This is a genomic window from Streptomyces sp. NPDC051909 (assembly GCF_040681095.1).
Classification (GTDB): Bacteria; Actinomycetota; Actinomycetes; order Streptomycetales; family Streptomycetaceae; genus Streptomyces.
In genome coordinates, this window is record NZ_JBFAYA010000010.1 from 179,205 (window position 1) to 204,124 (window position 24,920).

Consider the following 24,920-nt stretch of genomic DNA (forward strand, 5'->3'; position numbering starts at 1 on the left):
ACGGGAACCGACGGGACGGGAACCGACGGGACGGGACGGGAACCCGGCTCCGACCCCGGTTCCCGTCCCGTCCCGAAGTACCAGCCTCACCCCTCAGCGGGTGAGCCGCCAGGCGGGGAGCACCGCGCCGGCCGCCGCGACCGCCGCGCAGACGGCGCCCGTCGCCGCGAGCGCCGCCCACGGGACGGCGAGGGGCACCGGGGCGCCGAGGGTGGCGAGGGCCGCGCCCAGGGTGCCCAGGCAGAAGGCGCAGACGGCCAGACCGAGGACGGCGCCGAGGGCGGTGGCGAGCAGCGACTCGTACGCCACGACCCGGAGGATCTGGGCACGGGTGGCGCCGACGAGGCGGAGCGAGGCGAGCTCCGGGCCGCGTGCCGACGTGGCCATGAGCAGGGTGTTGGCCAGGGCGATCACCGTGTAGAGCAGCGCGATGCCGAGGACGAGCACCAGGCCGAGCCGGGTCTGCGAGCCGCCCCTGGCCGGGCCGGGCTGCCCGGAGAGCGTCGGTTCGACTGCCCCGGGGGCGTTGGCCGGGGTCACGAGCGGCTCGTTGCCGCCCGCGCCGCGCGGCAGCACGCCGGTGACCCGGAGCCGTACCGGACCGCTGCCGTCCGCCCGCCAGATCTCCACCGTGTCGCCGACCCGGTGCCGCTCGAACTCCTCGGTCACCACGATCGACCGGTCGTCCAGACCGGCCGGGGCCGCCGCACCGGACACGGCGCGCGCCCCGTACTTGATTAGGGCCTCGGCCCCGTCCCGTACGAAGAGGGAGGTCGGCGCGCCGGCCGGCTGACCGGCGGACTCCGCCGCCCGCGCGGCGCCCACCGTGTCGGCCGCGCCGAGCAGCGTGCCCGCGAGGGCGACGGTGACCAGGACCGGGGCGGCCACGGCGGCGGTACGGCGTACGGCGGCCGCGCTGTTCTCCCGTACGAGCATCCCCGTCGCCCCGGCCGCGCGCGCCGGGAGCCGCACGGCGCGCGCCAGCGGGCGCACCAGGGCCGGGGAGAGCAGCGCGACGCCGGTGATCAGGGGCATCGGCAGGGTCGTGTACGTCTTGCGCTTGAGGAGTTCGGCCGGATCGGTCGCGTACGTCCACACCAGCAGCGCGAGGCCGCCGAGCAGCAGCGCCGCGCCGCACAGCGCCCGGCCGCGCGGCAGCGCGTCGGCGTCGACGTCCGCATCGCGCAGCGCGGCCGTCGGACCGATCCGCCCGGCCCGCCGGGAGGCGGCGAGCGCGCCCGCCACGGCCACGGCCAGACCGGTCCAGAAGGCCGCGTGGTACGGCCAGGAGGCCTCCGAGGCGGTGATGGTGAACCAGGGCGGGGCGATCCCGCCGTCCACCAGGGCCCGGGCGAGCCTCGGCGCGCCCCACGCACCGAGCAGACAGCCGGCGGCGGAGGCGAGCGCGCCGACGGCGCTCGCCTCGGCGAGCAGCAGGCGCCTGACCTGGCCGGGGGTGGCGCCGGCGGTGCGCAGCAGGCCGTACGCGCGGCGGCGCAGCGCGACGGAGAAGGCGAAGGTGGAGGCGACGACGAAGACGGAGACGAAGGCGGTCACGCCGCCGGCGGTGCCGAGCAGGGCGTTGAGGGTGACGAGGGCGCGGGCGTCGCGGGCGGCCTCGGGGTCGACCGCGCGCCGTTCGGGGCCGGTGAGCACCCGGTTCCGGTCCCCGGTGAGCCGCTGGACGAGCGCCCGGACCTCGTCCGCCGGGCCGTCGACCCCGACGGCGTCCGGTCCGGCGTTCAGCCCGGCGTCCGGTCCGGCGTCCGGGCCAGCGTCCGGCCCTGCGTTCAGCCTGGCACCCAGGCCGGCGTCCGGTCCGGCGTCCGGTCCGGCGTCCGGCCTGGCGTCCGGGCCGCCATCCGGTCCGGCGTTCAGCCCGGCGTCCAGGCCAGCGTCCGGTCCGGCGTCCGGGCCGCCGTCACCCGCGGGGCCGCTCGTCGTCACCGTCCAGCGGGCGCGCAGCTCGCGCAGGAGTTCGGCGTCCACAGGCTGTGGACGGTCGAGCGGCGCCGTCGCGACGCCCGTCGCCGGCCCGCGCCGCACCTCCACCGCGAGCCGGTCCTGCCCCTGGACGACCACGGGCGAGGACGCGAACCGCACCGGCGCCCGCTCGTCCGCCCCCACGGTGGCGGACAGACCGAGCCCCATGACGGTCAGCAGGCCCACGCCGAGCGCGAGCGCGGTGAACCCGCCGACGAAGGACGCCCAGCGGCCGCGCAGCCCGGCCAGGACCACGGTCAGCACGCCGCACCTGCCTCGACGGCGTCCGCTTCCACGCCCTCCTCCACGCCCGCCTCCAGGCCCGTCATGCGGGCCGCGACCGACTCCGCCGTCGGCGCGTCCTGCCCGCCGACGAGCCGTCCGTCGACGAGGAAGACGACCCGGTCGGCGCGGGCCGCCGCCACCGGGTCGTGGGTGACCATGACGAGCGTCAGGCCGTCCCGGTCGACGAGTTCGCGCAGCAGGTCGAGGACCGCGCGGCCGGTGGTGGAGTCGAGCGCGCCGGTCGGTTCGTCACCGAACAGGACGGCGGGCCGGGTGATGAGCGCGCGGGCGAGCGCCACGCGCTGCTGCTGGCCGCCGGAGAGCTCGGCCGGGCGGTGCCGCTCGCGGCCCGCGAGGCCGACCCGGGCGAGGGCCTCGCGCACCTGCGCCCGGGACGGGCGGCGGCCCGCGAGGCGCAGCGGCAGGGCCACGTTCTGGGCGGCGGTGAGCGAGGGCAGCAGGTTGAACGACTGGAAGACGAAACCGATCCGGTCCCGCCGCAGCAGCGTCAGACGCCGCTCGCTCAGCCCGGTCAGCGGGGTGCCGTCGATCTCCACGGCGCCCGCCGTCGGCCGGTCGAGACCGGCCGCGCATCGCAGCAGCGTGGACTTGCCGGAGCCGGAGGGGCCCATGACGGCGGTGAAGCTCCCGGCGGGCAGGTCGAGGTCGACGCCGTCGAGGGCGCGGACGTCCCGGTGGTGCCGGCGAAGTCCGCGCAGCCGTACGGCGGGACGGGGGACAGGGGTGGTCGAGGTCATGCCTCCAGCGAACCGTCCGGACGCCTCCCGATCACGACCACCAGGGGGCGTCCCGGGGGTAGGGCCGGCCCTACCCCCGCAGCCCCCGTGCCCCTACTCCGCCCCTGATCCGCCGGACAGGCCCTAGGGCGTGTGTCGAAAGTCCCGTCTGCCGGGAGGCGCCCTGCACGCACGCTCGCCGCGTTGTCAGTCGTCGGCGCAGCACGCTGCGCTCTCTCCCCCTGGGCCTGGCGGCCCGGGAGGTGCCCCCACCCTCCGCCTTGCGATCGCACGCACCGGACGTCTCCCGGCCCGCCCGCGGGCGGACGACGCTACTTTCGACACACGCCCTAGTCCGCCGCGCCGCGCACCGCCGCCACGAACACCTCCAGCGGGTCCTGCGGTTCGCGTCCGAGCAGCGCCCGCAGGTCGCTCTTCACGCCGCTGCCGTCCATGAAGCCGTGCGCGATGGCGGAATAGGTGCTCGCGAGCATCGGCACCTGGAAGGGCTGGGCGCCGGACACGGCGATCGCTGCGCGCGCCTCCGCGAGCGTGGTCGGTTCGTACGTGGCGCCGAGGGCCGCGGCCAGTTCGGCACCGCCCAGGGCGCGGTCGCCGACGAGCTCGTAGACGCGGCCGGCGTGCGGCGCCGGGTCGGTGGCGACCGAGACCGCGATGTCGGCCAGGTCGGCGCGGGCGACGGCGGCGAGCCCGCCCTCGCCGAGCGGGCCGGTGATGCGGTTCTCGGCGTCGGGCGTGGCGATCCAGGCCAGGAACTCGGCGTAGAGGCCGTTGCGCAGCACCGTCCAGGCCGGCGTGGAGCGGCGCAGCCGGCGCTCGGTCCAGCGGTGCGCCAGGGCGTACGTGGCGTGGTCGCCGTCGCCGGAGAGGCTGGTGTAGACGACGTGGCCGACCCCGGCCGCCTCGGCGGCCGAGATGGCGGCCTCGTGGCGGGCGATCACGACGTCGTCCTCGCCGTACCCCGCCGAGATCAGCAGCAGGGTGTCGATGCCGGCGAAGGCCTCCGGCAGGGTCGACGGGTCGTCGAAGTCGACGCGGCGGGTGCCGGGCAGTCCGGCGCGGGTGCCGAGGACGACGTCGTCGCGGCCGGTGAGACGCTCGGCGACGAGCGAGCCGAGGGCGCCCGAGACGCCGGTGACGAGCAGCATGAATTCCCCCTGAGGACAGCTGAGCGCTGACAATGGTGTGGCGGGCGAGGTGCCCGGGACCATCGTCGCCGGGGTGGGCCGGTCGTGGAAGGAGGCACATTGATGTCGGAGGGGCACACGGACGTAACCACCGACCCGGTCGTCACCTGTGTGGAGGACTGCGGGATACGGGACGTCCAGGACCGGCTCGGCGACAAGTGGACGGTGCACGTGGTGGTCGAACTGGCCGCCGGACCACGCCGGTTCAGGGAGCTCCAGCGCCTGGTCGACGGCGTCTCGCAGCGCATGCTCACCTTTACGCTGCGCCGTCTGGAGCGGGACGGGCTCGTGGCGCGCGAGGTGTTCCCGACCACTCCGCCGCAGGTCGAGTACTCCCTGACCGAGACCGGGCACAGCATGACGCACCTGATCAAGCAGCTGATCGACTGGTCCCTCGACCACCGGTCGGCGATCGCGCGCTCGCGCGAGGCGTTCGACGCGAGGCATCCGGCATGAGCGGCACGAATGGCATGAGTGGCACGAGCACGGTTGAGCGCGCGCTTGAGGCGCTGTACGGGGACGACGACCGCGCCGTCGACACGGCGGCCTCGCTGCTCGCGGCCGACCGCACCGCCGACGCCGAACTGGCCCGGCGCGGCGAGGAGTTCGTCCGCTCGCTGTGGGCGCGCGGCTGGCAGCCGGCCGATGTCGTACGGATGGTGCGGCGCGAACTCGACGACGAGCACGTGCGGTTGCTGACCGGCCTGGTACGGACGGAGACCGCGCGCTACGAGCGCCTCCCGCACCGCTGGCAGGCGCAGCTCGACGCGCTCGACGAGGAGGGCTCCAAGCCCTTGGGCCTCGACCGCTTCTCGTACGCGACCGCCGTCCTGGAGCTGTACCGGCTGCTCGTCCGGCTGCCCCGCCTCGACGCCGTCGGGCCCGTGCCCGGCGAGACCCTGCCGCCGCCCGTCGCGGGCGAGCCGAAGCTGCTGACCCGGATCCGGGCGCTGCTCGCGAAGGCGGAGGCGACGACGTACACGGAGGAGGCCGAGGCGCTGACCGCCAAGGCGCAGGAGCTCATGGCCCGGCACAGCCTCGACGAGGCGAGTCTGGCGGCGGGCGCGCCCGCGCCGGAGACCCCGGGCGCGCTCCGGATCGGCGTGGACCCGCCGTACGAGCAGGCGAAGGCGATCCTCCTCGACGCGGTGGCGGGTGCGAACCACTGCCGGGCGGTGTGGAACGAGGCGTACGGCTTCTCGACCGTCGTCGGCTTCGAGGCGGACCTCGACCCGGTCGAACTCCTCTACACCTCGCTGCTCGTGCAGGGCACGGCGGCGATGACCCGCGCGGAGGCCGAGCAGCGCGCGGGCGGCCGCAAGCGCACCAAGTCCTTCCGCCAGTCCTTCCTGCTCGCCTACGCCAACCGCCTCGGCGCCCGCCTCGCCGCGACCTCCCGCCGCGTGGCCGCCGAGACCCCGACCCTCCTCCCCGCCCTCGCCTCCCGCGACGTCGCCGTCACCGCCCGCACCGACGAACTCTTCCCGGAGACCCGCACCACCCGCGTCCGCGCCGCCTGGGACGAGGCCGGCTGGCACCACGGCACGACGGCAGCGGACCGCGCGGGCCTGGGGCCCCGGGGGAGGGGCGAGATCCACCGGTAGAGGCGCCCTAAATGCCCCTTTCGCACCCTGGCGCCGTTACGCTCGCCCCATGAGCTGGCTCCGCGCGCTGAAGGAGACCGCGCGGTCGGGGTTCTCCGTCGAGCGGCGGCGGCTCGAGCCCGCCGTGGCGGGGCGGGGGGCGCTGGGGCTCGCGCTGGTGGTCGGGGTGTCGCTCGCGCTGTTCGGGCCGGTGGTGGCGGTGTCGTCGGCGTTCGGGGCGTTCCAGGCGGCGATCGCGACGTTCCAGCGTTCGTACCGGCCGCGCCCCACCCTCGCGCTCGCGTCCGGCGCGAGCCTCGCCGTGTCGACGTTCCTCGGGTATCTGACCGGCACCCGCCTCGTCCTGTTCCTCGCGCTGCTCGCGCTGTGGACCTTCGTCGCCGGGCTCTCCTGGGCGGCGGGCCCGACCGTCGGCATCATCGCCTCGTCCAACGTGGCGATCATGCTGGTCACGGTCACCCTCCCCACCTCCGTGGCCACCGCCGCCGGGCACGCCGCGGTGATCGCGGCCGGCGGTCTGGTGCAGGCCGCGCTGATCGTGCTGATGCCGGTGCGCCGCTGGGGCGCCCAGCGCGACGCGCTCGCGGACGCGCTCGCCGCCGAGGCGGACTACGCGCGCCGGCTGCGGCACGACCCGACCGCCTCCTTCGACCCCGTACCGCTGATGACGGCCCGCAGCGCCGCCGCCGTCACCCCGCGCCAGGCCCGCCGCCGGCCGGCCGAACTGCACGGCGCGCGCGGCCTCGCCGAGCGGATCCGGCCGGTGCTCGCCTCGCTCGCGGACCCGGCGGTCGGCGCGTCCGCCGAGGGGCCGGAGCGGGACCGGGTGCGCGAGCTGCTCGGCGCGGCGGGGGACACCCTCGACGCCTGCGCGCACGCGATCCGGCACGGCGAACCGGTCGACCTGCCGGCCCCCGCGGACGCCGCCCTGCACACCCCGGACACGCTCGCGATCCTCAAGGGCGCGCCCCGCCGCGCCGCCATCCGGCTCGCCGCGCTCCTCGACGACGTCGTCGAGACGGCGGAACCGCGCACGGAGACCGCGGCCTCCGCCCGCAGCCGCCCGACCCTCCTCCAGCTCCTCCCGGTCGCGCTCGGCAAGATGCGCGCCGAGCTGCGCCACGACTCGCCGATCCTGCGGCACGCCGTCCGCGTCACGGCCGTCGCGACCACCGGCTATCTGCTCGGCAGCCTGCTCCCCCTCGGCCACGGCTACTGGGCGCCGATGGCCTCCGTGATGGTGATGCGCCCGGACTTCACCCAGACCTACGCCCGCTCCGTCGCCCGCCTCGGCGGCACCCTCGTCGGCGTGGCCCTGGCCACCGGGATCGTGCGGACGGCCCACCCCGGCACCTGGCTGCTCGCCGGTCTCGCCGTGCTGTGCGCCTTCGGGATGTACCTGCTGATGCGCACCGGCTACGCCGCGAGCCAGGTCTTCGTCGCCGCGTACGTCGTCTTCCTCCTCGGCATGGAGGGCGCGGGCGTCACCCAGACCGTCCGCGAACGCGTGCTCCTCACCCTGCTCGGCGGGCTCCTCGCGATGCTCTCGTACGCCGTCTACCCGGCCTGGGAGACGCCCCGCCTGCGCGGCCGGCTCGCGGACTGGCTGAAGGCGGACGGGCGGTACGCGGCGACCGTCGTCGGGCACTTCGCCGACCCGAGGGGACCGGTCTCCCCGGACGTCCGCGAGGCCCTGCTCGGCACCCGTACCGCCCGGATCGCCTGGCAGGAGGGGGTGGAGCGGGCCACTCACGAGCCGGTGCGGCACCGTGGCCTGTCGCGGGCGGCGGCGGCCGAGGCCGAGGAGGCGCTCGCCCAGTTCGGACGGGTCGCGATGCTCCTGGAGGCGCACCTCCCGGAGCGCGGTGCTCCGCCCGTACCGGAGGCGGCGGCCCTCGCGGAGGCCCTGCGCACGGCGACGGAGCGCGGCGCCAGGGCCGTACGGGACCGCAAGGCGCCGCGCTGGGACGACGTGCGGGAGACCGTCGAGGGCTGGGAACGGGCCGACGCCCCCGACCACTTCCTGCTGCGCAAGGGCGCGCTGCTGCTCCTCGCCGCGCTCGAAGAGCTGTCGGCGGCGCTGGGCGGCGGCGGCACGGATTCGCCGCGCCCCCGTGTCATCCAGAAGCCGCCGTCCGGGAGTTGAAGGGAGTGAGGAGCCACCCCTCACCGACTTCAGGAGCTCGAGGATGAGTACGCGTACGAGAACGAGTACGGCAGGCCGGGTGCTGGCGGCGGCCGCGCTGGCCGCCGTCGTGGCCGCGCCGGCGCCCGCCATGGCCACGACCGCCACAGCCGCGACCGCCATGGCCGCCCCGGCCCCGGCCCCCGCCCCCACCGCCCCCGCGCCCACGGCGGCGAAGTCCACCTCCCCCGTCCGGGTCGTCGCGTCCGGGGAACGCGTGGACGCGGGCGGCGGGTTCACGATCTGGCTGACCTCCGAGGGCAAGCACTGGCTGAGCCCGGACGGCACCGAGAACTTCCGCAGCGTCGTGGACGGCAACATCGACCTGTCCCGGCCGGGCGTCAGCCACCAGTCCGAGGGCACGCCCACGGCGACCTTCCACTCCGGCCTCTTCTACGGAACCAAGCGCGCCGGACAGGTCGTCCTCACCGACGCGGACGGCCGCAAGACCGCCGCGACCCTCCTCGAACTGCCGGGCCGCCCCGGCTGGGGCGTCTGGTACGCACACCGGGCGGGCTCGGTCGACGGCGTCGGCGTGGCGCTGTACGACCGCAACGGGCGTCTGCTGGCGGAGCTTCCGCCATTCTGACGGCCGACCGGACGGCCGACCGGACGCTCCCGGAGCGGCACGCGGCAGGGCCCGGCACGGGGCGGGCCCTGCCCACCGCACCACCGACGAGCGTGAGGTCCTCCACCGTGGCGCAGCAGCCGTCGCCGCACGAACCACCGGCGTTACCGGGCCAGGACGACGCCGGCTTCACCGCGTTCGCCGTCGCCGCGTGGCCCCGCCTGGTGCGCACGGCGCAGCTGCTCACCGGCGACTTCCACGAGGCCGAGGACCTGGTGCAGACGACCCTCGCCAAGGTGTACGGGCGCTGGCGCCGGGTGCCGCGCGAGGAGATGGACGGGTACGTGCGCCGGGCGCTCGTCAACAACAACCTCAGCCGGCTGCGCCGCAAACGGGTGGTCCACCTGCTCACCCCGGTCCTCCCGGAGTCGCTGCGGCACGCGGTCGCGGGCCACGCGGAGGCGGTCGAGCAGCGCACGGCGCTCCTCGCGGCCCTCGCGGACCTGCCGCCCCGGCAGCGGGCGGTCATGGTGCTGCGCTACTGGGAGGACCTGAGCGAACCGGAGATCGCCGCCGTGCTCCACTGCTCGATCGGTACGGTCAAGACCCACGCCCGGCGCGGTCTCGCCACCCTCCGCTCCCACCCCGGACTCGCCCTGCCCCCTACCGGAGCCTCTCGATGACCCCCGAACCGGACGACGAACCGGACGACGAACTGGACGGCGAACTGGAAGCCGACGCGGAGCTGCGGGCCGCCTTCGCGGCGGTCGCGCACGACATCACTCCCGGGCCGGTGCCGCTCGCGGAGGTACGGCGCCGGGGGCTGGCCCTCCGGCGGCGCCGGGCGGTCGCCCTGGTCGCGCTCGCGGTGCTCTCGGCGTCCGGCGCCGCCGCGGTGGCGGGCCTCGCGCCGCCCGCCGGGCCGGAGGTCACCGCGGCCCCGCCGATCACCCCGCTCCCCGCCGCCACAAGCACCACTCCCGCGCCTCTCGCACCTGCCGCACCCCTCCCGCCCCCGGTGCGCATGGTGCGGCCGGGGGAGCGGGTGGCCGCGGGGAAGGGATGGACGGTGTGGCTGACCGCCGAGGGCAAGCACTGGTCGGGGCCGGACGGGTACGCCAACACCCGCAGCGTGACGGACGGCAACATCGCGCTGTCGGAGCCGGGGATCTCGTACCAGCGGGAGGGCGGCCGGGAGGGGGTCCTCCACTCGGGCCTCTACTACGGGACCCGCTCGGCGGGCCGGGTCGAGCTGCGGGACCCGGACGGCCGGACGATCCTCGCGACGCTCCTCGAACTGCCGGGCCGCCCGGGCTGGGGCGTCTGGTACGCGTACACCCCGCCGTCGGCGCGTGACCTGCGCGACCCGGGCGACGTGCCCGATCCGCGGCGTGACCAGGAGGGTCTGTCCGACGTCTCCCTCTACGACCGGGCGGGGCGCCGCCTGGCGGAGCTGCCCGGCATTCCCCCACGTACCGTCAGCGAGCCGTGACGTGCGGGCCGTTGACCTGCTACCCGCAGGTAGCACGCTCAGTCGCGTAGTCACTACGCCACCCCTCGTGCACGTGCATCTGCTCATGCAGGCGCATATGAACACAGCTATGATCCGAGGAAGTTGACACCTGCACCAATCATCTCGGGGAGCTACCAGTGCATCACGCGCACCACGCGTACAACGGCATGGCGGCCACGGAGCTTCGTGGTGTCGTGTGGCAGAAGAGCCGGCACAGCAACTCCCAGGGGTCCTGCGTGGAGTTCGCCAAGCTGCCCGGCGGCGATGTCGCGGTGCGCAACTCGCGGTTTCCCGACGGTCCCGCGCTCGTCTACACGCCCGCCGAGATCGAGGCGCTGCTCGCGGGTGTCAAGGACGGGGAGTTCGACCACCTGGTGTAGGGGCGCCTGTGGACGAGGGAGGGCCCCGGCGGCGACTGCCACCGGGGCCCTCCCCTCACTTCCACGGCCGTCGCTCATTCCACGGCCGTCACTCCGGGCCCAGCCGGAACAGCGCCCACACCACCTTGCCCTGGAGCGTGCCGGCCAGCGGGTGCCAGCCCCAGCCGTCGCTGAACGACTCCACCAGGAACAGGCCCCGGCCCGACTCCGCGGCGAAGTCCTCCTCGCTGCTCCGGGCCTCCGGGCTCTCCCGGCTGGGGTCGCGCACGGCGCACACCAGGCGTGAGGCCCAGCGCATCAGGTGCAGGCGGACGGGCGGATTCAGGCCTTCCTCGGCGGCCGACGTCATGGCCGGATCGGTCCCCGCGGGCACCGCGTGGCGCAGCGCGTTGGTGACGAGCTCGGAGACGACGAGGGCCACGTCGTCGAAACGGTCGGTGAGATCCCAGTTGCCGAGCGTCTGCCTGGTGAACTTCCGGGCGCCGCGCACCGCTTCGTAGCGGGGCGGAAGGGCGCAGGAGGCCGAGTTCGACACGGTCGCGGGATCGATCGGCGGAAGCCCCTGCCGTAACGGCTCGAGCATGGTCGATCCATTCGGTCCCATGCGAGGCACTCCCGGGAATCGCGGCGGTGGTGCGACAAAGGCGGTGCGACAACGGTGCGGCAGCACACGCGTGGACGCGGCTGCGCGAGCACCATGGTTCCGGAGGCGACCAAGGGATGCAAGGGCAGATGCACGTGCACGCGCCCGGCCTGTCCGCCCCCGTGCCGATTCTGTGCATAAGTCGTCCACCGGCCGCGCCGAAGCTGCCCGGAACCCGCCCTCTATCCGTAATCGAATGTGTACGCGCTGAAGCGTTTAGTGGCAGAATCCGGGGCTCGACGGGGGCTCGACAGCGAGAGCAGCACCGTGAAGGGGAGGCTGGAGCCGTGACGGCAGGCGAATCGAGCGGGGCGAGCGGAAGTGTGGTGCGCCGCATACTGCTCGGCTCCCAGTTGAGGCGACTGCGCGAATCGCGTGGCATCACCCGGGAAGCCGCCGGTTACTCGATCCGGGCGTCCGAATCCAAGATCAGCCGTATGGAGTTGGGAAGGGTGAGCTTCAAGGCCAGGGACGTCGAGGATCTGCTCACGCTCTACGGGGTCTGCGACGACGCCGAGCGCGGCTCGCTGCTCGGCCTCGCCCGCGAGGCCAACGTGGCCGGCTGGTGGCACAGTTTCGGCGACGTGCTGCCCGGCTGGTTCCAGACGTACATCGGGCTGGAAGGCGCCGCCTCCCTCATCCGTATCTATGAAGTGCAGTTCGTCCACGGCCTGTTGCAGACCGAGGCGTACGCCCACGCCGTCGTCACCCGCGGCATGCCCGGCGCCCCGGTGGCCGAGATCGATCGGCGGGTCGCGCTCCGCCTGGAGCGCCAGAAGGTCCTCGTCTCCGAGAACGCCCCGCATCTGCACGCCGTCCTCGACGAGGCCGCGCTGCGCCGCCCGTACGGCGACCGGGCCGTGATGCAGGGCCAGTTGAGGCATCTCATCGAGATCTCCGAACACCCGAACGTGACGCTCCAGGTGATGCCCTTCAGCTACGGCGGGCACGCGGGCGAGAGCGGCGCCTTCACCATGCTGAGCTTCCCCGAGTCCGACCTGTCCGACGTCGTGTACCTGGAACAGCTGACCAGCGCCCTCTACCTCGACAAACGCGAGGAGGTCGGGCAGTACGGCCGGGTGATGGAACGCCTCCAGAAGGACAGCCCCGATCCCGCCGAAAGCCGTGATCTTCTCCGAGGACTCCTTCAACTCGGCTGATACGTCAGTACGATGACGGGACATCAGTGAGACGGCTGTGACTCGGCAGCCGTCCGTGCCGAAGTCCGCCACCGCGGGTTAGGGGTCTCGTTCCATGGCGTCTGCTCTGTCTTCGGACCATTCGGACTACTTCACCGAACTGGCGCACCAGTACATCGACGGCGAGTGGAAGCCCGGCAGCGGATCCTGGGACATCATCGACTTCAATCCGTTCACCGGGGAGAAGCTCGCCTCGATCACCGTCGCGACCGCCGCCGAGGTCGACAACGCCTACCGGGCCGCCGAGCGCGCCCAGGCCGAGTGGGCCGAGACCAACCCGTACACCCGCCGTCTCGTCTTCGAGCGGGCGCTGCGGATCGTCGAGGAGCGCGAGGACGAGCTCGCCGAGGTGATCGTCGCCGAGCTCGGCGGCACCCGCCTCAAGGCGGGCTTCGAGCTGCACCTGGCGAAGGAGTTCCTGCGCGAGGCGATCCAGGTGGCGCTGCGCCCCGAGGGCAGCATCCTGCCCTCGCCGGTGGACGGCAAGGAGAACCGCGTCTACCGCCTCCCGGTCGGCGTCATCGGCGTCATCTCGCCCTTCAACTTCCCCTTCCTCCTCTCCATCAAGTCCGTGGCGCCCGCCCTCGCCCTCGGCAACGCGGTGGTCCTCAAGCCCCACCAGAACACCCCGATCTGCGGCGGCACCCTGGTCGCCAAGGTCCTGGAGGAGGCGGGCCTCCCGGCCGGCCTGCTCAACGTGGTCGTCACCGACATCGCCGAGATCGGCGACGCGCTGCTCACCCACCCGGTCCCGAAGGTCATCTCCTTCACCGGCTCCGACCGCACCGGCCAGCACGTCGCCACCGTCTGCGCCCAGCACTTCAAGCACGCCGTGCTCGAACTCGGCGGCAACAGCGCCCTGATCGTCCTCGACGACGCCGACGTCGACTACGCGGTCGACGCGGCCGTCTTCAGCCGCTTCGTGCACCAGGGCCAGGTCTGCATGGCCGCCAACCGCATCCTGGTGGACCGCACCCTGGAGGCGGAGTTCACCGAGAAGTTCGTCGCCAAGGTGAAGACCCTGCGGGTCGGCGACCCGGCCGACCCGGCCACCCACATCGGTCCGCTCATCAACTCCCAGCAGGCGGAGGCGGTGGCCTCGGTCGTCGAGCAGACCGTGGCGGGCGGCGCGACCGCGCTGCTGCGCGGCACGGTCGAGGGCAGCCTGGTCTCCCCGACCGTCCTCACCGGCATCGCCGCGGACGCGCCGGTGCTCAGCCAGGAGATCTTCGGCCCGGTGGCCCTGATCATCCCGTTCGACGGCGAGGACGAGGCCGTACGGATCGCCAACGACACCCCGTACGGCCTGAGCGGCGCCGTGCACACCGGCAACGTCGAGCGGGGCGTGCGGGTCGCCAAGCGCATCCACACCGGCATGATCCACATCAACGACGGCACCGTGCACGACGAACCGATCGTCCCCTTCGGCGGCGAGAAGCAGTCGGGCATCGGCCGGCTCAACGGCGAGGCGATGATCGAGGCCTTCACCACCCGGAAGTGGATCTCCATCCAGCACGGGCGCAGCCGCTTCCCCTTCTAGGGCGTGTGCCGGGGATCGCGGACCGTAGCTGTCCGCGATCCTTCGTAGCGTGGTCCGTGTCGAGAACGAAGCAGGCCACGAAAGGCGGCAGTCATGGTTGCTCTGGTCCCCGCGGAGAACGCCGGCGACGAGCGAGGCGCGTTCCTCAACTTCATCGAGGCCCAGCGCGCCGCGATCGTCCGGGCGTCCCTCGGTCTCAGCGACGAGCAGGCGGCGAGCCGCCCCAGCGCCAGTGAGCTCAGCCTCTCCGGGCTGATCAAGCACACGGCGGAAGTCGAGCTGAACTGGCTGCGGCTCGCTCAGCAGCGCCCGAACGAGAAGCAGCGCACCCAGGAGACCTGGGGTGAGGCCTTCCGGCTCGTCGACGGGGAGACGATCCCGGAGATCGTCGCCTTCTGGCGGGGCGTGGCGAAGGAGACCGAGGAGTTCGTCCGGACCGTGTCCAGCCTGGACGAGGAGTTCCCGCTGCCGCCGGCGCCCTGGTTCCCGAAGGACGGGCGGGTCTCGGTCCGCTGGATGCTGCTCCACCTGATCCAGGAGACGGGCCGGCACGCCGGGCACGCGGACATCATCCGCGAGTCCATCGACGGCAAGGGCTCCTTCGAACTCATCGAGCTGGAGAGCAGGCCCTAGCCGAAGGCATGGAGGACCTACCCTTGTCAAAGCTGACCAGGGAGGTCCAACGAATGTCGGCGATCCGCCTTCTCGTGCTGGGCGCGGTCAAGCAGCACGGCCGCGCCCACGGCTACCAGGTGCGCAACGACCTGGAGTACTGGGGCGCGCACGAGTGGTCCAACGCCAAGTCCGGCTCGATCTACCACGCGCTGAAGCAGATGGCGAAGCAGGGACTGCTCGTCGCCGACGAGATCGCGCCGAGCACGGCCGGCGGCCCGCCGAGGGTCGAGTACGAGATCACCGACGCGGGCCGCGAGGAGTACCTGCGGCTCCTTCGCGAGGCGCTGTCCACGTACGACCAGCAGATGGACGTCCTGTCGGCGGCGGTCGGCTTCATCGTGGACCTGCCGCGCGCGGAGGCGGTCGAGCTGCTGAGGGCCCGGGTGCGCGGCCTGGACGAGTGGCGGGCCGCGGTGACCGGGTACTACACGCCGGAGGGCGGGCCGGGCTCGCTCGGGCACATCGGCGAGATCATGCACCTCTGGGTGCACTCGGCCGACTCGGGCCGGGAGTGGACCCTCGGTCTGATCGAGCGGATCGAGGGCGGGGCGTACGTGTTCGCGGGCGAGGGCGAGCCCTTCGTGGGCGTGCTCGCGGAGGGCCAGGAGAACCCGTACGCGTGATGTACGCGCGACGTCGCACAGTCATCCGTAATCAAGTTTGACTGGCTCCCTGAGGGGGGTACGGGACGGAGCCACCTGACGGGCGGCCGGCCGACGAGCGGACGGCCGCGCCCGTACCCGTACCCGTACCCGTAAGACGTCCTAGTGGTGGAAGGAGGTCGCGGCCTGCTTGTCGTCGGTGAACGGGTGCGGCTGGCGGCGCAGTTCGGGGAGCAGCCGCTCCAGGTCCTCGACGAGCAGGTTCGCGAGGTCGGTCGAGAAGCCGTTGCGGCAGACGATCCGCAGCACCGACAGGTCCTCGCGGTCGGCCGGGAAGGTGTAGGCCGGCACCAGCCAGCCCGCCTCGCGCAGCCGGCGCGAGACGTCGAAGACGTCGAAGGCCGTGACGTCGGGCGCGGTGGTGAAGGCGAAGACCGGTAGCTGGTCGCCGCGGGTGAGGAGGCGGAAGTCGCCCAGCGCCTCGATGCGTCCGGCGAGGTCGCGGGCCACGTCCCGGCTGGTCTGCTGGACGGCGCGGTAGCCGGCCCGGCCGAGCCGCAGGAAGGTGTAGTACTGCGCGACCACCTGGGCGCCCGGGCGGGAGAAGTTGAGGGCGAAGGTCGGCATGTCGCCGCCCAGGTAGTTGACCCGGAAGACCAGCTCCTCGGGGAGTTCCTCGGGGGAGCGCCACAGCGCCCAGCCGACGCCCGGATAGACCAGGCCGTACTTGTGGCCGGAGGTGTTGATGGACGCGACCCGGGGGAGCCGGAAGTCCCACACCAGGTCCTTGTCGAGGAAGGGCGCGATCATGGCGCCGGAGGCGCCGTCCACGTGCACGGGCACGTCGATCCCGGTGCGCTCCTGGAGTTCGTCGAGCGCCGCGCAGATCTCGGCGACCGGCTCGTAGGAGCCGTCGAAGGTGGAGCCGAGGACGGCGACCACGCCGATGGTGTTCTCGTCGCAGAGCTCGGCGGCGGTGGCCGCGTCCAGGTGGAAGCGGTCGCCCTGCATGGGCACCAGGCGGGCCTCGACCTCCCAGAAGTTGCAGAACTTCTCCCAGCAGACCTGCACGTTGACGCCCATCACCAGATTGGGCCGGGCGCCGGGGTAGCGGTCGGCGTTCCGCTTCGCCCAGCGGCGCTTGAGCGCCATGCCGGCCAGCATGCAGGCCTCGCTGGAGCCGGTGGTGGAGCAGCCGACGGCGGCGGAGGGGTCGGGCGCGTTCCACAGGTCGGCGAGCATGGCGACACAGCGCCGTTCCAGCTCGGCGGTGCGCGGGTACTCGTCCTTGTCGATCATGTTCTTGTCGCGGCACTCGCCCATCAGCACCGCGGCCTGGGGCTCCATCCAGGTGGTGACGAAGGTGGCGAGGTTGAGCCGTGAGTTGCCGTCGAGCATCAGCTCGTCGTGGACCAGCTGGTAGGCGCTCATCGGCGCGGTCGGCCCGTCGGGCAGCTTGTGCCGCGGTGGCGCCTCGGTCATGCCGCCGACCGGGTCGGCCTCGCCGTAGAACGGGTTGAAGGAGAGGCGGCGTGCGGGTTCGGCGTCGGACGCGAGGTCGGCGGGTCCCTTGTGCAGCGGCACGGTCGGGTTCCTTCCTGATGCGGACTTCGGAGCGGGCTTCGGAGCGGGGGTCGGTGCGGCTTCGGTGCGGGGGGGGGCGGTGCGGGGGTCGGCCTGGCGGCGGGTCAGTGCAGGGAGTCGCCGTTCTTGTCGAGTTCGAGCTGGGGACGGCCGGTGACGACCAGCCAGGCGGGCAGGGAGGCGAGGACGAGGAGCGGGATCATCGCGGGCGAGGCGGCGATGACGGCGGCGATGAAGAGGCTCACCCACCCCTGGCGGGTGGTGGCGAGCACCAGGCCGAGGACGGCGGCCGAGACGGCCACGGCAGGATGGATCTCCGTCACGAGGGCCTGCGCGCACAGTCCGAACGCGGCGCCGATGAACACGATCGGGAACACCCGGCCGCCGATGAAGCCGCAGGACGCCGCCACGAGCAGGGCGACCAGCTTCACCACGGCGAACTTGGCGAGCTCGCCCGAACCGTAGGACCCGAGGGACTCGACGAGTTCCCTGGTCTCCGCGAGCCCCTTGAACAGCGTCAGTTGCCCGCCGAGCGCCCCGAGCAGACCCAGGATCAGCCCGCCGAGCGGCAGCATCAGCATCGGGTGCCTCAGCCGCCGGAAGGCCCGGTGGAGGTGGGGGAAGGCGTAGCAGGCGAGCAGTCCGAAGAGCGCGCCGAGGGTGGCGATGACCAGGGCGGCGAGGAGGTCCTCGAAGCCGGGGTTCGTCAGCGGCGGCAGGCCCATGTCGAAGCTGGGGTGGTCGACCACCTGGGTGGTCATCGCCCCGGCGCCGGCCGCCATCAGCGGGGCGAACAGCTTGTCCCACAGCCCGCCCCCGGCGAGCCCGGGCGCCGCCCTCGACGCCAGGGCCTCGGAGATCACGAGCGCGGCCGCGACCGGCGTGCCGAAGAGCGCGCCGAGGACGGCGGCGGTGGCGAGCGAGACCCACAGTTCGCCCGGCAGGGCCGGCAGGACCATCCGGCCCAGCCAGAAGGTCAGCGCGATGGCGGAGACGATCGTCGGGTTCTCCGGGCCGAGACTGACGCCGCCGGCCAGGGTGAGGGTGCTGGCGAGCAGCAGGCCGGGCACCACCCCGGGGGCGATCGGCGTTCCGTGGAGCCCGCCCTCGGCCGGGTCGGAGCCGGCGTGCCCGTACACCTTCCAGACCACGAGACCGACCGCGATGCCGCTCGCGGTCAGCACCACGATGATCCACAGCGAGGAGTACGGGCCGATGTCGAGTGCGTCCGGAAGGGTGTCCCACACCGCCTCCTGGATCCTCTCGGCCAGCTTGCTGATCCCCAGGTACAGCAGCGCCGAGCCGATCCCGACCACCAGCGCGGGCACGCACAGCGGCAGCAGGACCTTCCGGGCGATCTCCGGACCGGCGGGGGGCGGGGTGGGTGCTTGGGTGGCCACGAGCACACCATAAGTGACCAAAAGCCGCATAACATCCCGAAATTCGGGCGGGAGGCGCACCGGTTCCAGCAGATCCTGTTCCACCGGGAGCTCGGCCTCCCGGGCGAACGCGCGCCGGCTCGCCGACCGGGGCTGAGCCTCGGGGCGCGTCTCAGGGCGGGCCTCAGGGGGTGACCCGGGGCGCGTCTCAGGCGCGCGGCTCGATCACCACGGCGGTCCCGTAGGCGCACACCTCCGTGCCCACGTCGGCGGCCTCCGTGACGTCGAAGCGGAACATCAGGACCGCGTTCGCGCCGCGCGCCCGCGCCTGCTCCACCAGCCGTTCCATGGCCTGGTTACGGGTCTCCACGAGGGTCTTCGTCAGGCCCTTCAACTCCCCGCCGACCAGCGACTTCAGGCCCGCGCCGATCTGGCTGCCCAGATGCCGCGAACGCACGGTCAGGCCGAAGACCTCGCCGATCACCTGCCGCACCTGATGGCCCGGCACGTCGTTCGTCGTCACCACCAGGACGTCCTCGTGCCCGCCCTGCCCGCCGCCGTACTCGTCGATGCCCATGCGCATCCACCTCCTGCGCCACAGCGTGGCGCCGGGCCGCGCCACCCGCATCCGGAGCGGGCCGCCGGAGCGGGCGTCCGGAGCGGGCGTCCGGAGCGGCCGCCTGGAACCGGGGGCGTTCACCGCACGTTGGTACCTTGGGGCAGCTGTCCCGTACGACATCCCCCGCCCCCACCGACCGCAGGAGCCCGGAACCCGTGAACACGCTTGCCCTCGGACCGAGCTGGCTGGACCCGGACCATCTGATCCAGACCTTCGGCCTGATCGGTGTCCTCGTCATCGTCTTCGCCGAGTCCGGACTCCTCATCGGCTTCTTCCTGCCCGGTGACTCGCTGCTCTTCACGACCGGCCTGCTGGTCACCACCGGCAAGCTCGACACCCCGCTGTGGCTGGTGTGCACCCTCGTGGTCGCCGCGGCCGTCATCGGCGACCAGGTGGGCTACCTCTTCGGCCGCAAGGTCGGCCCCGCGCTCTTCAAGCGCCCGGACTCCAAGCTCTTCAAGCAGGAGAACGTCGAGAAGGCCCACGAGTTCTTCGAGAAGCACGGCCCGAAGTCGCTGATCCTGGCCCGCTTCGTGCCGATCGTGCGGACCTTCACGCCGATCATCGCCGGCGTCAGCCGCATGAACTACCGCTCCTTCATCACCTTCAACCTCGTCGGCGGCCTGCTGTGGGGCGCGGGCGTGACACTGCTCGGCTCCGCGCTCGGCAAGGTCGAGTTCGTGCACAAGCACATCGAGCTGATCCTCGTCGGGATCGTGCTGATCTCCGTGATCCCGGTCGCCATCGAGATCCTGCGGGCCCGCTCCCAGTCCAAGAAGAACCCGGCCCCGGGCCCCGACACCGACCACGACGCCCCCGGCACCCCGAACCCGAACGCCTCGACGGCCGAGCGCGGCCGCCACGCCAAGCGCTAGGGCCCCCCTTTTTTGGGCTCGGTTCACCTCCGGGCGCCTTCAGCGGGCGTCGACGGTCGACCGTGCTCGGCCTTCGTTCCTCAGGCCTCCGCGCGCGCTTCCTTTCGACGCCCGCGGCGCCCTTCGGCTCACTCGCCCTCGTGGCGCAGCCGGATCAGAATCCCCTGGTCCGCTTCGCCGCGCGGCGGGCCGCCGCCGTGCGCGGGGCCTGCATGAAGAGACGGGCCAGCTCGCTTCCGAGGTTCACGCCGATCGCGATCGCCAGGGCCAGGGCCGCCGCCTTGGCCAGGGACGCGAAGCCCGTGTCCAGGTTGTGCTGGGCGATCGCGAGGACACCGAAGTACGTCGCCGAACCCGGCAGCAGCGGGCCGATCGCCGCCGTCACGTACGGCAGCGACGAGGTGTGGTGGTAGCGGGCGATCAGCTGCCCGAAGAGACCCACGAGACCGGCCGCGACCGCCGTCGCCATCACCGCCGAGCCGCCCGCCGTCACCGCGATCGACGCGTAGACCACCCAGGCCACCCCGCCGTTCAGCGTCGCGAACAGCACCGTCGCCCGCGACTGCTGCAGCAGGATCGCGAAGGTCGCGCACAGCACCATCGACGCCGCGATCTGCACCACCGGCCGCTCGACCGCCTTCAGCGCCCCCTCCGGGTTGAGCTCGGCGTCGAACTGCACCGCCAGGTAGAGCACCGACAGCACGCCCACCACGATCGCGACGAAGAAGTACCCGACTTCGAGCAGCCGGGCCGAGGCCGTGATGTAGAAGCCGGTCAGCCCGTCCTGCACGGCCGCCACCAGCGCCCGCCCCGGGATCAGCGCGAACAGACCACCGGTGATCACCGCCGAGGGCCGCAGGTCCGCGTGCAGCAGGGTGAGCGCCACCCCCATCGCGGCCGGCGGCATCGCCGCCACCAGGAACTGGTAGAACTCCGGCAGCCCGCGCCCCGCGCACAGCCACGCGAGCCGGTCGCCGAGCATCGCGCCGAGCGCCGCCACGAAGAACACCGTCGCCCCGCCGCCGAGCAGCACCGAGGCCGCGCCCGCGAGCACCCCGGCCGCGGCGGTGAGCGCCCAGCCGGGGTACGGGTGCCGGTTGCGGCGGATCTCCGCGAGCCGCCGGTAGGCCTCCTCCGGCGACACGTCGTGCGCCGGGTCGTTGATGTCGGCGAGCAGCACGTACACGGCCGCGAGCCGCGTGTAGTCGGTGCCCCGCCGCCGTACCGTACGGTTCGCCGTCACCGGGTCGTCCACCAGCGAGGGCTGGTAGGTGATCGAGAGCAGCGTGAAGGTCACCGTCGGCTCGCAGCGGTCCAGACCGTACGACCGGCAGATCGCGAACATCGCCGCCTCGACGTCCTCCGCGCCCTCCCCGCCCGCCAGCAGCAGCTCGCCGATGCGCAGGGTCAGGTCGAGCACGCGCGGCACCGGCGGCCCCGCCTCGTCCTCCTTGCGCGGCGCCTCCGGCACCGGCCGCTCGCCGACCGGCAGCCGCAGCATCGTGCGCATCCGGTCCTGCCAGGGCGCGTCCTGCGACAGCCTGACCGTCGGTATGCCGTACGCGGGCGTGAACGCGGGCGGCGCGGGCTGCGCCGACGTACCCGAGGGCGGGGCGAAGGCGGAACCTTCCTGCTCCGGCGACGACTCCGCCGCCAGCCCCTCCGCAATTCCCTCCGGCAGCGCGAACTCCGAGGTCGGATGCTCCTCCTCGGGCGGCTCCGGAGGCTCCACCCCGGCCGGCGGGACGAAGGCGCTGCGCGCCTCGTCGGACGTGGGCTTCCGGTCCTCCGGCTCCTCGTCCGGCGCGCCCGGCGCGTCCGGCTTCGCCACCACTCTGTCCGCCCTCATTCCGGCCATCCCGGCCTGGTACCCACGCGGCCGGACCCCATACGGGCCCGGCTCAAGGCCAGTATGAACGCGCGAAGGGCGGTGCACCTCAGCAGGTGCACCGCCCTCACACAAGATCGGATCAAGCCGGCTCAGTGGCCGCCCTGCTCCTGGAAGCGCTTGTACGACTTCTCGACCTCGGCCTCGGCCTCGGCGCGGCCGACCCAGTCGGCGCCCTCGACGGACTTGCCCGGCTCCAGGTCCTTGTAGACCTCGAAGAAGTGCTGGATCTCCAGGCGGTCGAACTCCGGCACGTGGTGGATGTCGCGCAGGTGCTCCATGCGCGGGTCCGTCGCCGGGACGCACAGCAGCTTGTCGTCGCCGCCGGCCTCGTCCGTCATGCGGAACATGCCGATGGCGCGGCACTTGATGAGGCAGCCCGGGAAGGTGGGCTCGTCGAGGATGACGAGCGCGTCCAGCGGGTCGCCGTCCTCGCCGAGGGTGTTCTCGACGTAGCCGTAGTCCGTCGGGTAGGCGGTCGAGGTGAAGAGACGGCGGTCCAGGCGGATCCGACCGGTCTCGTGGTCGACCTCGTACTTGTTCCGCGATCCCTTGGGGATCTCGATGAGAACGTCGAACTCCACGGGTGGATCTCCTCCTGAATCAACACATGTCAATGCTCGCGACCACGCGCGATGGTTAAGTGTCTCTCACGCACGCTCTTGATCGCGAAAGGGGCTGGTCATCACATGCCGGAGGCGAGAACCTGGCAGCTCGTGGCGGGCTCCGCCGTGCTCGGTCTGGCCCTGGCCGCCGGAGCGGTCACCGCTGCCGGCCCGTGGGACTCCGGTCAGCGTAAGGCCGAGCGCGCCACGGCGGCCCTCGCGGACGCGCGAGGTGGCGCACATCACGCCGGCCCGCCGCCCGCCGCCCCGCACCGCCCGGCCCCCGCCCCCAGCGCCGCCGGCGTGCTGCGCGCCCTCGGCGCCCCGGACAGCGCGGCCGCCGCCGGCCGGACCGGATCCACCCGGACGGGCGACGACCTCGCCCCCGCCCTCGTACCGCTGCTCGGCGACCCCGGCCTCGGCACGCTGCGCACCGCCTCCGTCGTCGACGCCGCCACCGGAAAGCAGCTGTACGGCGAGGGCGCCACCACCCCGATGACCCCCGCCTCCACCGTCAAGATCGCCACCACCAGCGCCGCGCTGTCCGCGCTCGGCCCCGACCACCGCATCGCCACCACCACCGTGGCCGCCCCCGACGGGCGCACCGTCACCCTCGTCGGCGGCGGCGACCCCACCCTCGACCGGACCCGCCTGAAGGCCCTGGCCGACGCCACCGCCCGCGCCCTCAAGACCCACGCCGGCACCGCGCCCGTCCACCTCACGTACGACACAAGCCTCTACAAGGGCCCCGTGCTCCACCCGATCGGGCCCAACGAGAACATCGCCCCCGTCACCGCCCTGATGACCGACGAGGGCCGCACCGGCGGCCACGGCACCGGCCCCGCCCCCCGCACCGCCGACCCCGCCGGCGACACCGCCACCGCCTTCGCCGGACTCCTGCGCAAGGCCGGCGTACGCGTCGACGGCGCCCCGGCACCCGGCCGCGCCGCCACCGGACCCAAGGCCGTCCAGCTGGCCCGCACCGACTCCGCGCCCCTCGCCGACCTCGTCGAACGCACCCTCACCAGCAGCGACAACGACCTCGCCGAAGCCCTCGCCCGGCAGACCGCGCTCGCCCGCAGGCAGCCCGCCAGCTTCGCCGGCGCGGGCAAGGCCGTACACGACGAGCTCGCCCGGCTCGGGCTGCCGCTCGCCGGCGCCCGGTTCGCCGACGGCAGCGGCCTCGACCGCACCGACCGGGTCTCCGCCGCCCTCCTCACCGCCCTGCTCACCCGCGCGGCCGACCCCGCCCGGCCCGCCCTGCGCCCGGTCCTCACCGGACTGCCCGTCGGCGGCTTCACCGGCACCCTCGCCGGCCGCTTCGACACCGGACCCGCTGCCGACGGCGCCGGCCTGGTCCGCGCCAAGACCGGCACCCTCACCGGCGTCAACACCCTCGCCGGCACCGTCGTCACCCCCGACGGACGCCTCCTCGCCTTCGCCTTCCTCGCCGGCCGCACCGACTCCCCGCACGCCGCCCAGGCCGCCCTCGACCGGCTCTCCGCCGCCCTCGCCCAGACCACCGTCGCGACACGCTGACCCGACACGCTGACCTGCCCCCCTGACCCCGGCGAATACTCGCCCGAACCCTCACCGAAGGGGCGCCGAGAACGTACGGTTGACGCATGACGAGCATCGGTGGTGCAGGCACATCGGGGATGGTCGACTGGAATCTCGCCGTCGCGACGGCGACCCGACTGGTGCGCCCGGGCCCGGAGGTGACCCGCGAGGAGGCCCGCGACGTCGTCGCCGAACTCCGCCGCCACGCCCGCGCCGCCGAGGAACACGTCCGCGACTACACCCGCATGATCCCCGAGGGCCACACCCCCGACGACACCCCCGTCCTCGTCGTCGACCGGGCCGGCTGGATCAAGGCCAACGTCGCCGGCTTCCGCGAACTGCTCTCCCCGCTCCTCGACAAGATGAGGGAACGCCGCTCCACCACCCCCGGCGGCACCGTCCTCAGCGCCGTCGGCGGCAAGGTCACCGGCGTCGAGCTCGGCATGCTGCTGTCCTTCCTCGCCTCCCGGATCCTCGGCCAGTACGAGACCTTCGCCCCCGCCACCCGCGAACTGCCCGCCGGCGCCGACGGCGGCGGCCGCCTCCTGCTCGTCGCGCCCAACATCGTCCACGTCGAACGCGAGCTGGACGTCAGCCCGCACGACTTCCGGCTCTGGGTCTGCCTCCACGAGGAGACCCACCGCACCCAGTTCACCGGCGTCCCCTGGCTCCGCGACCACCTCCAGGGCGAGATCCAGTCATTCCTCGCCGCCACCGACGTCGACCCCTCCACCGTCGTCGAACGCCTCCGCGAAGCCGCCCAGGCCCTCGCCGGCGGCCGCCCCGAGGGCGAACAGGGCGAACCCTCCCCCTCCCTCGTCGAACTCGTCCAGACCCCCGAACAGCGCGAGATCCTCGGCCGCCTCACCGCCGTCATGTCCCTCCTCGAAGGCCACGCCGACTACGTCATGGACGGCGTCGGCCCCGACGTCGTGCCCTCCGTCACCGAGATCCGCGAGAAGTTCCAGCAGCGCCGCGCCCGCGGCGCCTCCCGCCTCGACCTCGCCCTGCGCAAGCTCCTCGGCCTCGACGCCAAACTGCGCCAGTACCGCGACGGCGAGCGCTTCGTCCGCGCCGTCGTCGACCAGGTCGGCATGGACGGCTTCAACCGCGTGTGGACCTCGCCCAACACCCTGCCCACCAAGACCGAGATCGCCCGGCCCGCCGACTGGGTGGCGCGCGTGCACCGTAAGGCAGACTCGTGAGACGGGTGCGACGGATGGCGGGAGACGACCCCACCCATCACCCATCCGAGGGACCCTAGACGGCGGGTGAGGCGTGCAATGCT

General features: G+C 73.4%; 23 protein-coding genes. 14 read left to right on the forward strand and 9 right to left on the reverse strand.

The window, feature by feature from the left end:
- Positions 1-93: 93 nt before the first annotated feature.
- The 3 genes from AB0M18_RS18385 to AB0M18_RS18395 form a co-directional block, all read right to left on the reverse strand.
- A complete protein-coding gene (locus tag AB0M18_RS18385; RefSeq protein ID WP_365759110.1) occupies positions 94-2,247 on the reverse strand; it encodes an ABC transporter permease in 2,154 nt (717 codons plus the stop codon).
- A complete protein-coding gene (locus AB0M18_RS18390; protein WP_365759112.1) occupies positions 2,241-3,026 on the reverse strand; it encodes an ABC transporter ATP-binding protein in 786 nt (261 codons plus the stop codon). Before AB0M18_RS18390 ends, AB0M18_RS18385 begins: the two co-directional genes overlap by 7 nt.
- 329 nt (positions 3,027-3,355) lie before the next feature.
- On the reverse strand, positions 3,356-4,174 hold the full coding sequence (locus AB0M18_RS18395) for an NAD(P)H-binding protein (RefSeq protein ID WP_365759114.1): 819 nt from the start codon (positions 4,172-4,174) through the stop codon (positions 3,356-3,358).
- 102 nt (positions 4,175-4,276) lie between these two features.
- Between AB0M18_RS18395 and AB0M18_RS18400 the strand changes: the two genes are divergently transcribed.
- The 7 genes from AB0M18_RS18400 to AB0M18_RS18430 all read left to right on the forward strand — a co-directional run bounded on the left by AB0M18_RS18400 (position 4,277) and on the right by AB0M18_RS18430 (position 10,463).
- Positions 4,277-4,669 carry a helix-turn-helix domain-containing protein gene (locus tag AB0M18_RS18400; RefSeq protein WP_365759116.1) on the forward strand — a complete coding sequence of 131 codons (393 nt, stop codon included), beginning with the start codon at positions 4,277-4,279 and terminating at the stop codon, positions 4,667-4,669.
- Positions 4,666-5,817, forward strand: a complete 1,152-nt coding sequence (locus AB0M18_RS18405; RefSeq protein ID WP_365759118.1) for a DUF2786 domain-containing protein — start codon at positions 4,666-4,668, stop codon at positions 5,815-5,817. Before AB0M18_RS18400 ends, AB0M18_RS18405 begins: the two co-directional genes overlap by 4 nt.
- Positions 5,818-5,866: 49 nt before the next feature.
- Complete coding sequence (locus AB0M18_RS18410) at positions 5,867-7,963, forward strand: FUSC family protein (RefSeq protein WP_365759120.1); 2,097 nt, start codon at positions 5,867-5,869, stop codon at positions 7,961-7,963.
- A 43-nt stretch (positions 7,964-8,006) separates the two neighbouring features.
- A complete protein-coding gene (locus AB0M18_RS18415; RefSeq protein WP_365759122.1) occupies positions 8,007-8,591 on the forward strand; it encodes a hypothetical protein in 585 nt (194 codons plus the stop codon).
- A 107-nt stretch (positions 8,592-8,698) separates the two neighbouring features.
- Positions 8,699-9,253, forward strand: coding sequence for a SigE family RNA polymerase sigma factor (locus AB0M18_RS18420; protein ID WP_365759124.1), 555 nt, complete (start codon positions 8,699-8,701; stop codon positions 9,251-9,253).
- Positions 9,250-10,062: a hypothetical protein gene (locus tag AB0M18_RS18425; RefSeq protein ID WP_365759126.1), complete on the forward strand. Its 813-nt coding sequence runs from the start codon at positions 9,250-9,252 to the stop codon at positions 10,060-10,062. Before AB0M18_RS18420 ends, AB0M18_RS18425 begins: the two co-directional genes overlap by 4 nt.
- Before the next feature lie 188 nt (positions 10,063-10,250).
- On the forward strand, positions 10,251-10,463 hold the full coding sequence (locus AB0M18_RS18430) for a DUF397 domain-containing protein (protein ID WP_362527221.1): 213 nt from the start codon (positions 10,251-10,253) through the stop codon (positions 10,461-10,463).
- 88 nt (positions 10,464-10,551) lie between these two features.
- On the opposite strand, the gene AB0M18_RS18435 is transcribed toward AB0M18_RS18430, so the two are convergent.
- On the reverse strand, positions 10,552-11,067 hold the full coding sequence (locus AB0M18_RS18435; protein WP_365759128.1) for an ATP-binding protein: 516 nt from the start codon (positions 11,065-11,067) through the stop codon (positions 10,552-10,554).
- Between the two features lie 326 nt (positions 11,068-11,393).
- Here AB0M18_RS18435 and AB0M18_RS18440 point away from each other — a divergent pair, with 326 nt between their 5' ends.
- The 4 genes from AB0M18_RS18440 to AB0M18_RS18455 all read left to right on the forward strand — a co-directional run bounded on the left by AB0M18_RS18440 (position 11,394) and on the right by AB0M18_RS18455 (position 15,143).
- The gene (locus tag AB0M18_RS18440; protein ID WP_365759130.1) at positions 11,394-12,266 is read left to right on the forward strand and encodes a helix-turn-helix transcriptional regulator; all 873 of its coding nucleotides are present in this window, start codon (positions 11,394-11,396) and stop codon (positions 12,264-12,266) included.
- A 94-nt stretch (positions 12,267-12,360) separates the two neighbouring features.
- Positions 12,361-13,845: an aldehyde dehydrogenase family protein gene (locus AB0M18_RS18445; RefSeq protein WP_365759132.1), complete on the forward strand. Its 1,485-nt coding sequence runs from the start codon at positions 12,361-12,363 to the stop codon at positions 13,843-13,845.
- Between the two features lie 93 nt (positions 13,846-13,938).
- On the forward strand, positions 13,939-14,478 hold the full coding sequence (locus AB0M18_RS18450) for a DinB family protein (protein WP_365759134.1): 540 nt from the start codon (positions 13,939-13,941) through the stop codon (positions 14,476-14,478).
- 53 nt (positions 14,479-14,531) lie between these two features.
- Complete coding sequence (locus AB0M18_RS18455; RefSeq protein WP_365759136.1) at positions 14,532-15,143, forward strand: PadR family transcriptional regulator; 612 nt, start codon at positions 14,532-14,534, stop codon at positions 15,141-15,143.
- Between the two features lie 141 nt (positions 15,144-15,284).
- On the opposite strand, the gene AB0M18_RS18460 is transcribed toward AB0M18_RS18455, so the two are convergent.
- From AB0M18_RS18460 to AB0M18_RS18470, 3 genes are all read right to left on the reverse strand, one after another.
- Entirely contained in the window at positions 15,285-16,706 is a 1,422-nt protein-coding gene (locus tag AB0M18_RS18460) for a glutamate decarboxylase (RefSeq protein ID WP_365759138.1), read from the reverse strand.
- A 104-nt stretch (positions 16,707-16,810) separates the two neighbouring features.
- Complete coding sequence (locus AB0M18_RS18465; RefSeq protein WP_365759140.1) at positions 16,811-18,106, reverse strand: ion channel protein; 1,296 nt, start codon at positions 18,104-18,106, stop codon at positions 16,811-16,813.
- Between the two features lie 187 nt (positions 18,107-18,293).
- The gene (locus AB0M18_RS18470) at positions 18,294-18,662 is read right to left on the reverse strand and encodes a YbjQ family protein (RefSeq protein WP_365759265.1); all 369 of its coding nucleotides are present in this window, start codon (positions 18,660-18,662) and stop codon (positions 18,294-18,296) included.
- Positions 18,663-18,859: 197 nt separating this feature from the next.
- Between AB0M18_RS18470 and AB0M18_RS18475 the strand changes: the two genes are divergently transcribed.
- Positions 18,860-19,579, forward strand: a complete 720-nt coding sequence (locus AB0M18_RS18475) for a VTT domain-containing protein (RefSeq protein ID WP_365759142.1) — start codon at positions 18,860-18,862, stop codon at positions 19,577-19,579.
- A 154-nt stretch (positions 19,580-19,733) separates the two neighbouring features.
- Here the strand turns inward: AB0M18_RS18475 and AB0M18_RS18480 are convergent, their stop codons facing one another.
- Together AB0M18_RS18480 and AB0M18_RS18485 are read right to left on the reverse strand one after the other, a co-directional pair.
- The gene (locus tag AB0M18_RS18480; protein ID WP_365759145.1) at positions 19,734-21,428 is read right to left on the reverse strand and encodes a threonine/serine exporter family protein; all 1,695 of its coding nucleotides are present in this window, start codon (positions 21,426-21,428) and stop codon (positions 19,734-19,736) included.
- A 131-nt stretch (positions 21,429-21,559) separates the two neighbouring features.
- Entirely contained in the window at positions 21,560-22,051 is a 492-nt protein-coding gene (locus tag AB0M18_RS18485; RefSeq protein WP_365759147.1) for an inorganic diphosphatase, read from the reverse strand.
- Between the two features lie 105 nt (positions 22,052-22,156).
- Between AB0M18_RS18485 and dacB the strand changes: the two genes are divergently transcribed.
- Positions 22,157-23,611 carry a D-alanyl-D-alanine carboxypeptidase/D-alanyl-D-alanine-endopeptidase gene (gene dacB, locus AB0M18_RS18490; protein WP_365759149.1) on the forward strand — a complete coding sequence of 485 codons (1,455 nt, stop codon included), beginning with the start codon at positions 22,157-22,159 and terminating at the stop codon, positions 23,609-23,611.
- Positions 23,612-23,697: 86 nt separating this feature from the next.
- On the forward strand, positions 23,698-24,837 hold the full coding sequence (locus AB0M18_RS18495) for a zinc-dependent metalloprotease (RefSeq protein WP_365759151.1): 1,140 nt from the start codon (positions 23,698-23,700) through the stop codon (positions 24,835-24,837).
- Positions 24,838-24,920: the final 83 nt, after the last annotated feature.

What these genes read in the sequence shown, in the direction of transcription:
- AB0M18_RS18390 (WP_365759112.1), bottom strand. Translation starts at nt 3,026, where the DNA reads ATGACCTCGACCACCCCTGTCCCCCGTCCCGCCGTACGGCTGCGCGGA.
- AB0M18_RS18395 (WP_365759114.1), bottom strand. Translation starts at nt 4,174, where the DNA reads ATGCTGCTCGTCACCGGCGTCTCGGGCGCCCTCGGCTCGCTCGTCGCC.
- AB0M18_RS18400 (WP_365759116.1), top strand. Translation starts at nt 4,277, where the DNA reads ATGTCGGAGGGGCACACGGACGTAACCACCGACCCGGTCGTCACCTGT.
- AB0M18_RS18405 (WP_365759118.1), top strand. Translation starts at nt 4,666, where the DNA reads ATGAGCGGCACGAATGGCATGAGTGGCACGAGCACGGTTGAGCGCGCG.
- AB0M18_RS18410 (WP_365759120.1), top strand. Translation starts at nt 5,867, where the DNA reads ATGAGCTGGCTCCGCGCGCTGAAGGAGACCGCGCGGTCGGGGTTCTCC.
- AB0M18_RS18415 (WP_365759122.1), top strand. Translation starts at nt 8,007, where the DNA reads ATGAGTACGCGTACGAGAACGAGTACGGCAGGCCGGGTGCTGGCGGCG.
- AB0M18_RS18425 (WP_365759126.1), top strand. Translation starts at nt 9,250, where the DNA reads ATGACCCCCGAACCGGACGACGAACCGGACGACGAACTGGACGGCGAA.
- AB0M18_RS18430 (WP_362527221.1), top strand. Translation starts at nt 10,251, where the DNA reads ATGGCGGCCACGGAGCTTCGTGGTGTCGTGTGGCAGAAGAGCCGGCAC.
- AB0M18_RS18435 (WP_365759128.1), bottom strand. Translation starts at nt 11,067, where the DNA reads ATGGGACCGAATGGATCGACCATGCTCGAGCCGTTACGGCAGGGGCTT.
- AB0M18_RS18445 (WP_365759132.1), top strand. Translation starts at nt 12,361, where the DNA reads ATGGCGTCTGCTCTGTCTTCGGACCATTCGGACTACTTCACCGAACTG.
- AB0M18_RS18450 (WP_365759134.1), top strand. Translation starts at nt 13,939, where the DNA reads ATGGTTGCTCTGGTCCCCGCGGAGAACGCCGGCGACGAGCGAGGCGCG.
- AB0M18_RS18455 (WP_365759136.1), top strand. Translation starts at nt 14,532, where the DNA reads ATGTCGGCGATCCGCCTTCTCGTGCTGGGCGCGGTCAAGCAGCACGGC.
- AB0M18_RS18470 (WP_365759265.1), bottom strand. Translation starts at nt 18,662, where the DNA reads ATGGGCATCGACGAGTACGGCGGCGGGCAGGGCGGGCACGAGGACGTC.
- AB0M18_RS18480 (WP_365759145.1), bottom strand. Translation starts at nt 21,428, where the DNA reads ATGAGGGCGGACAGAGTGGTGGCGAAGCCGGACGCGCCGGGCGCGCCG.
- dacB (WP_365759149.1), top strand. Translation starts at nt 22,157, where the DNA reads ATGCCGGAGGCGAGAACCTGGCAGCTCGTGGCGGGCTCCGCCGTGCTC.
- AB0M18_RS18495 (WP_365759151.1), top strand. Translation starts at nt 23,698, where the DNA reads ATGACGAGCATCGGTGGTGCAGGCACATCGGGGATGGTCGACTGGAAT.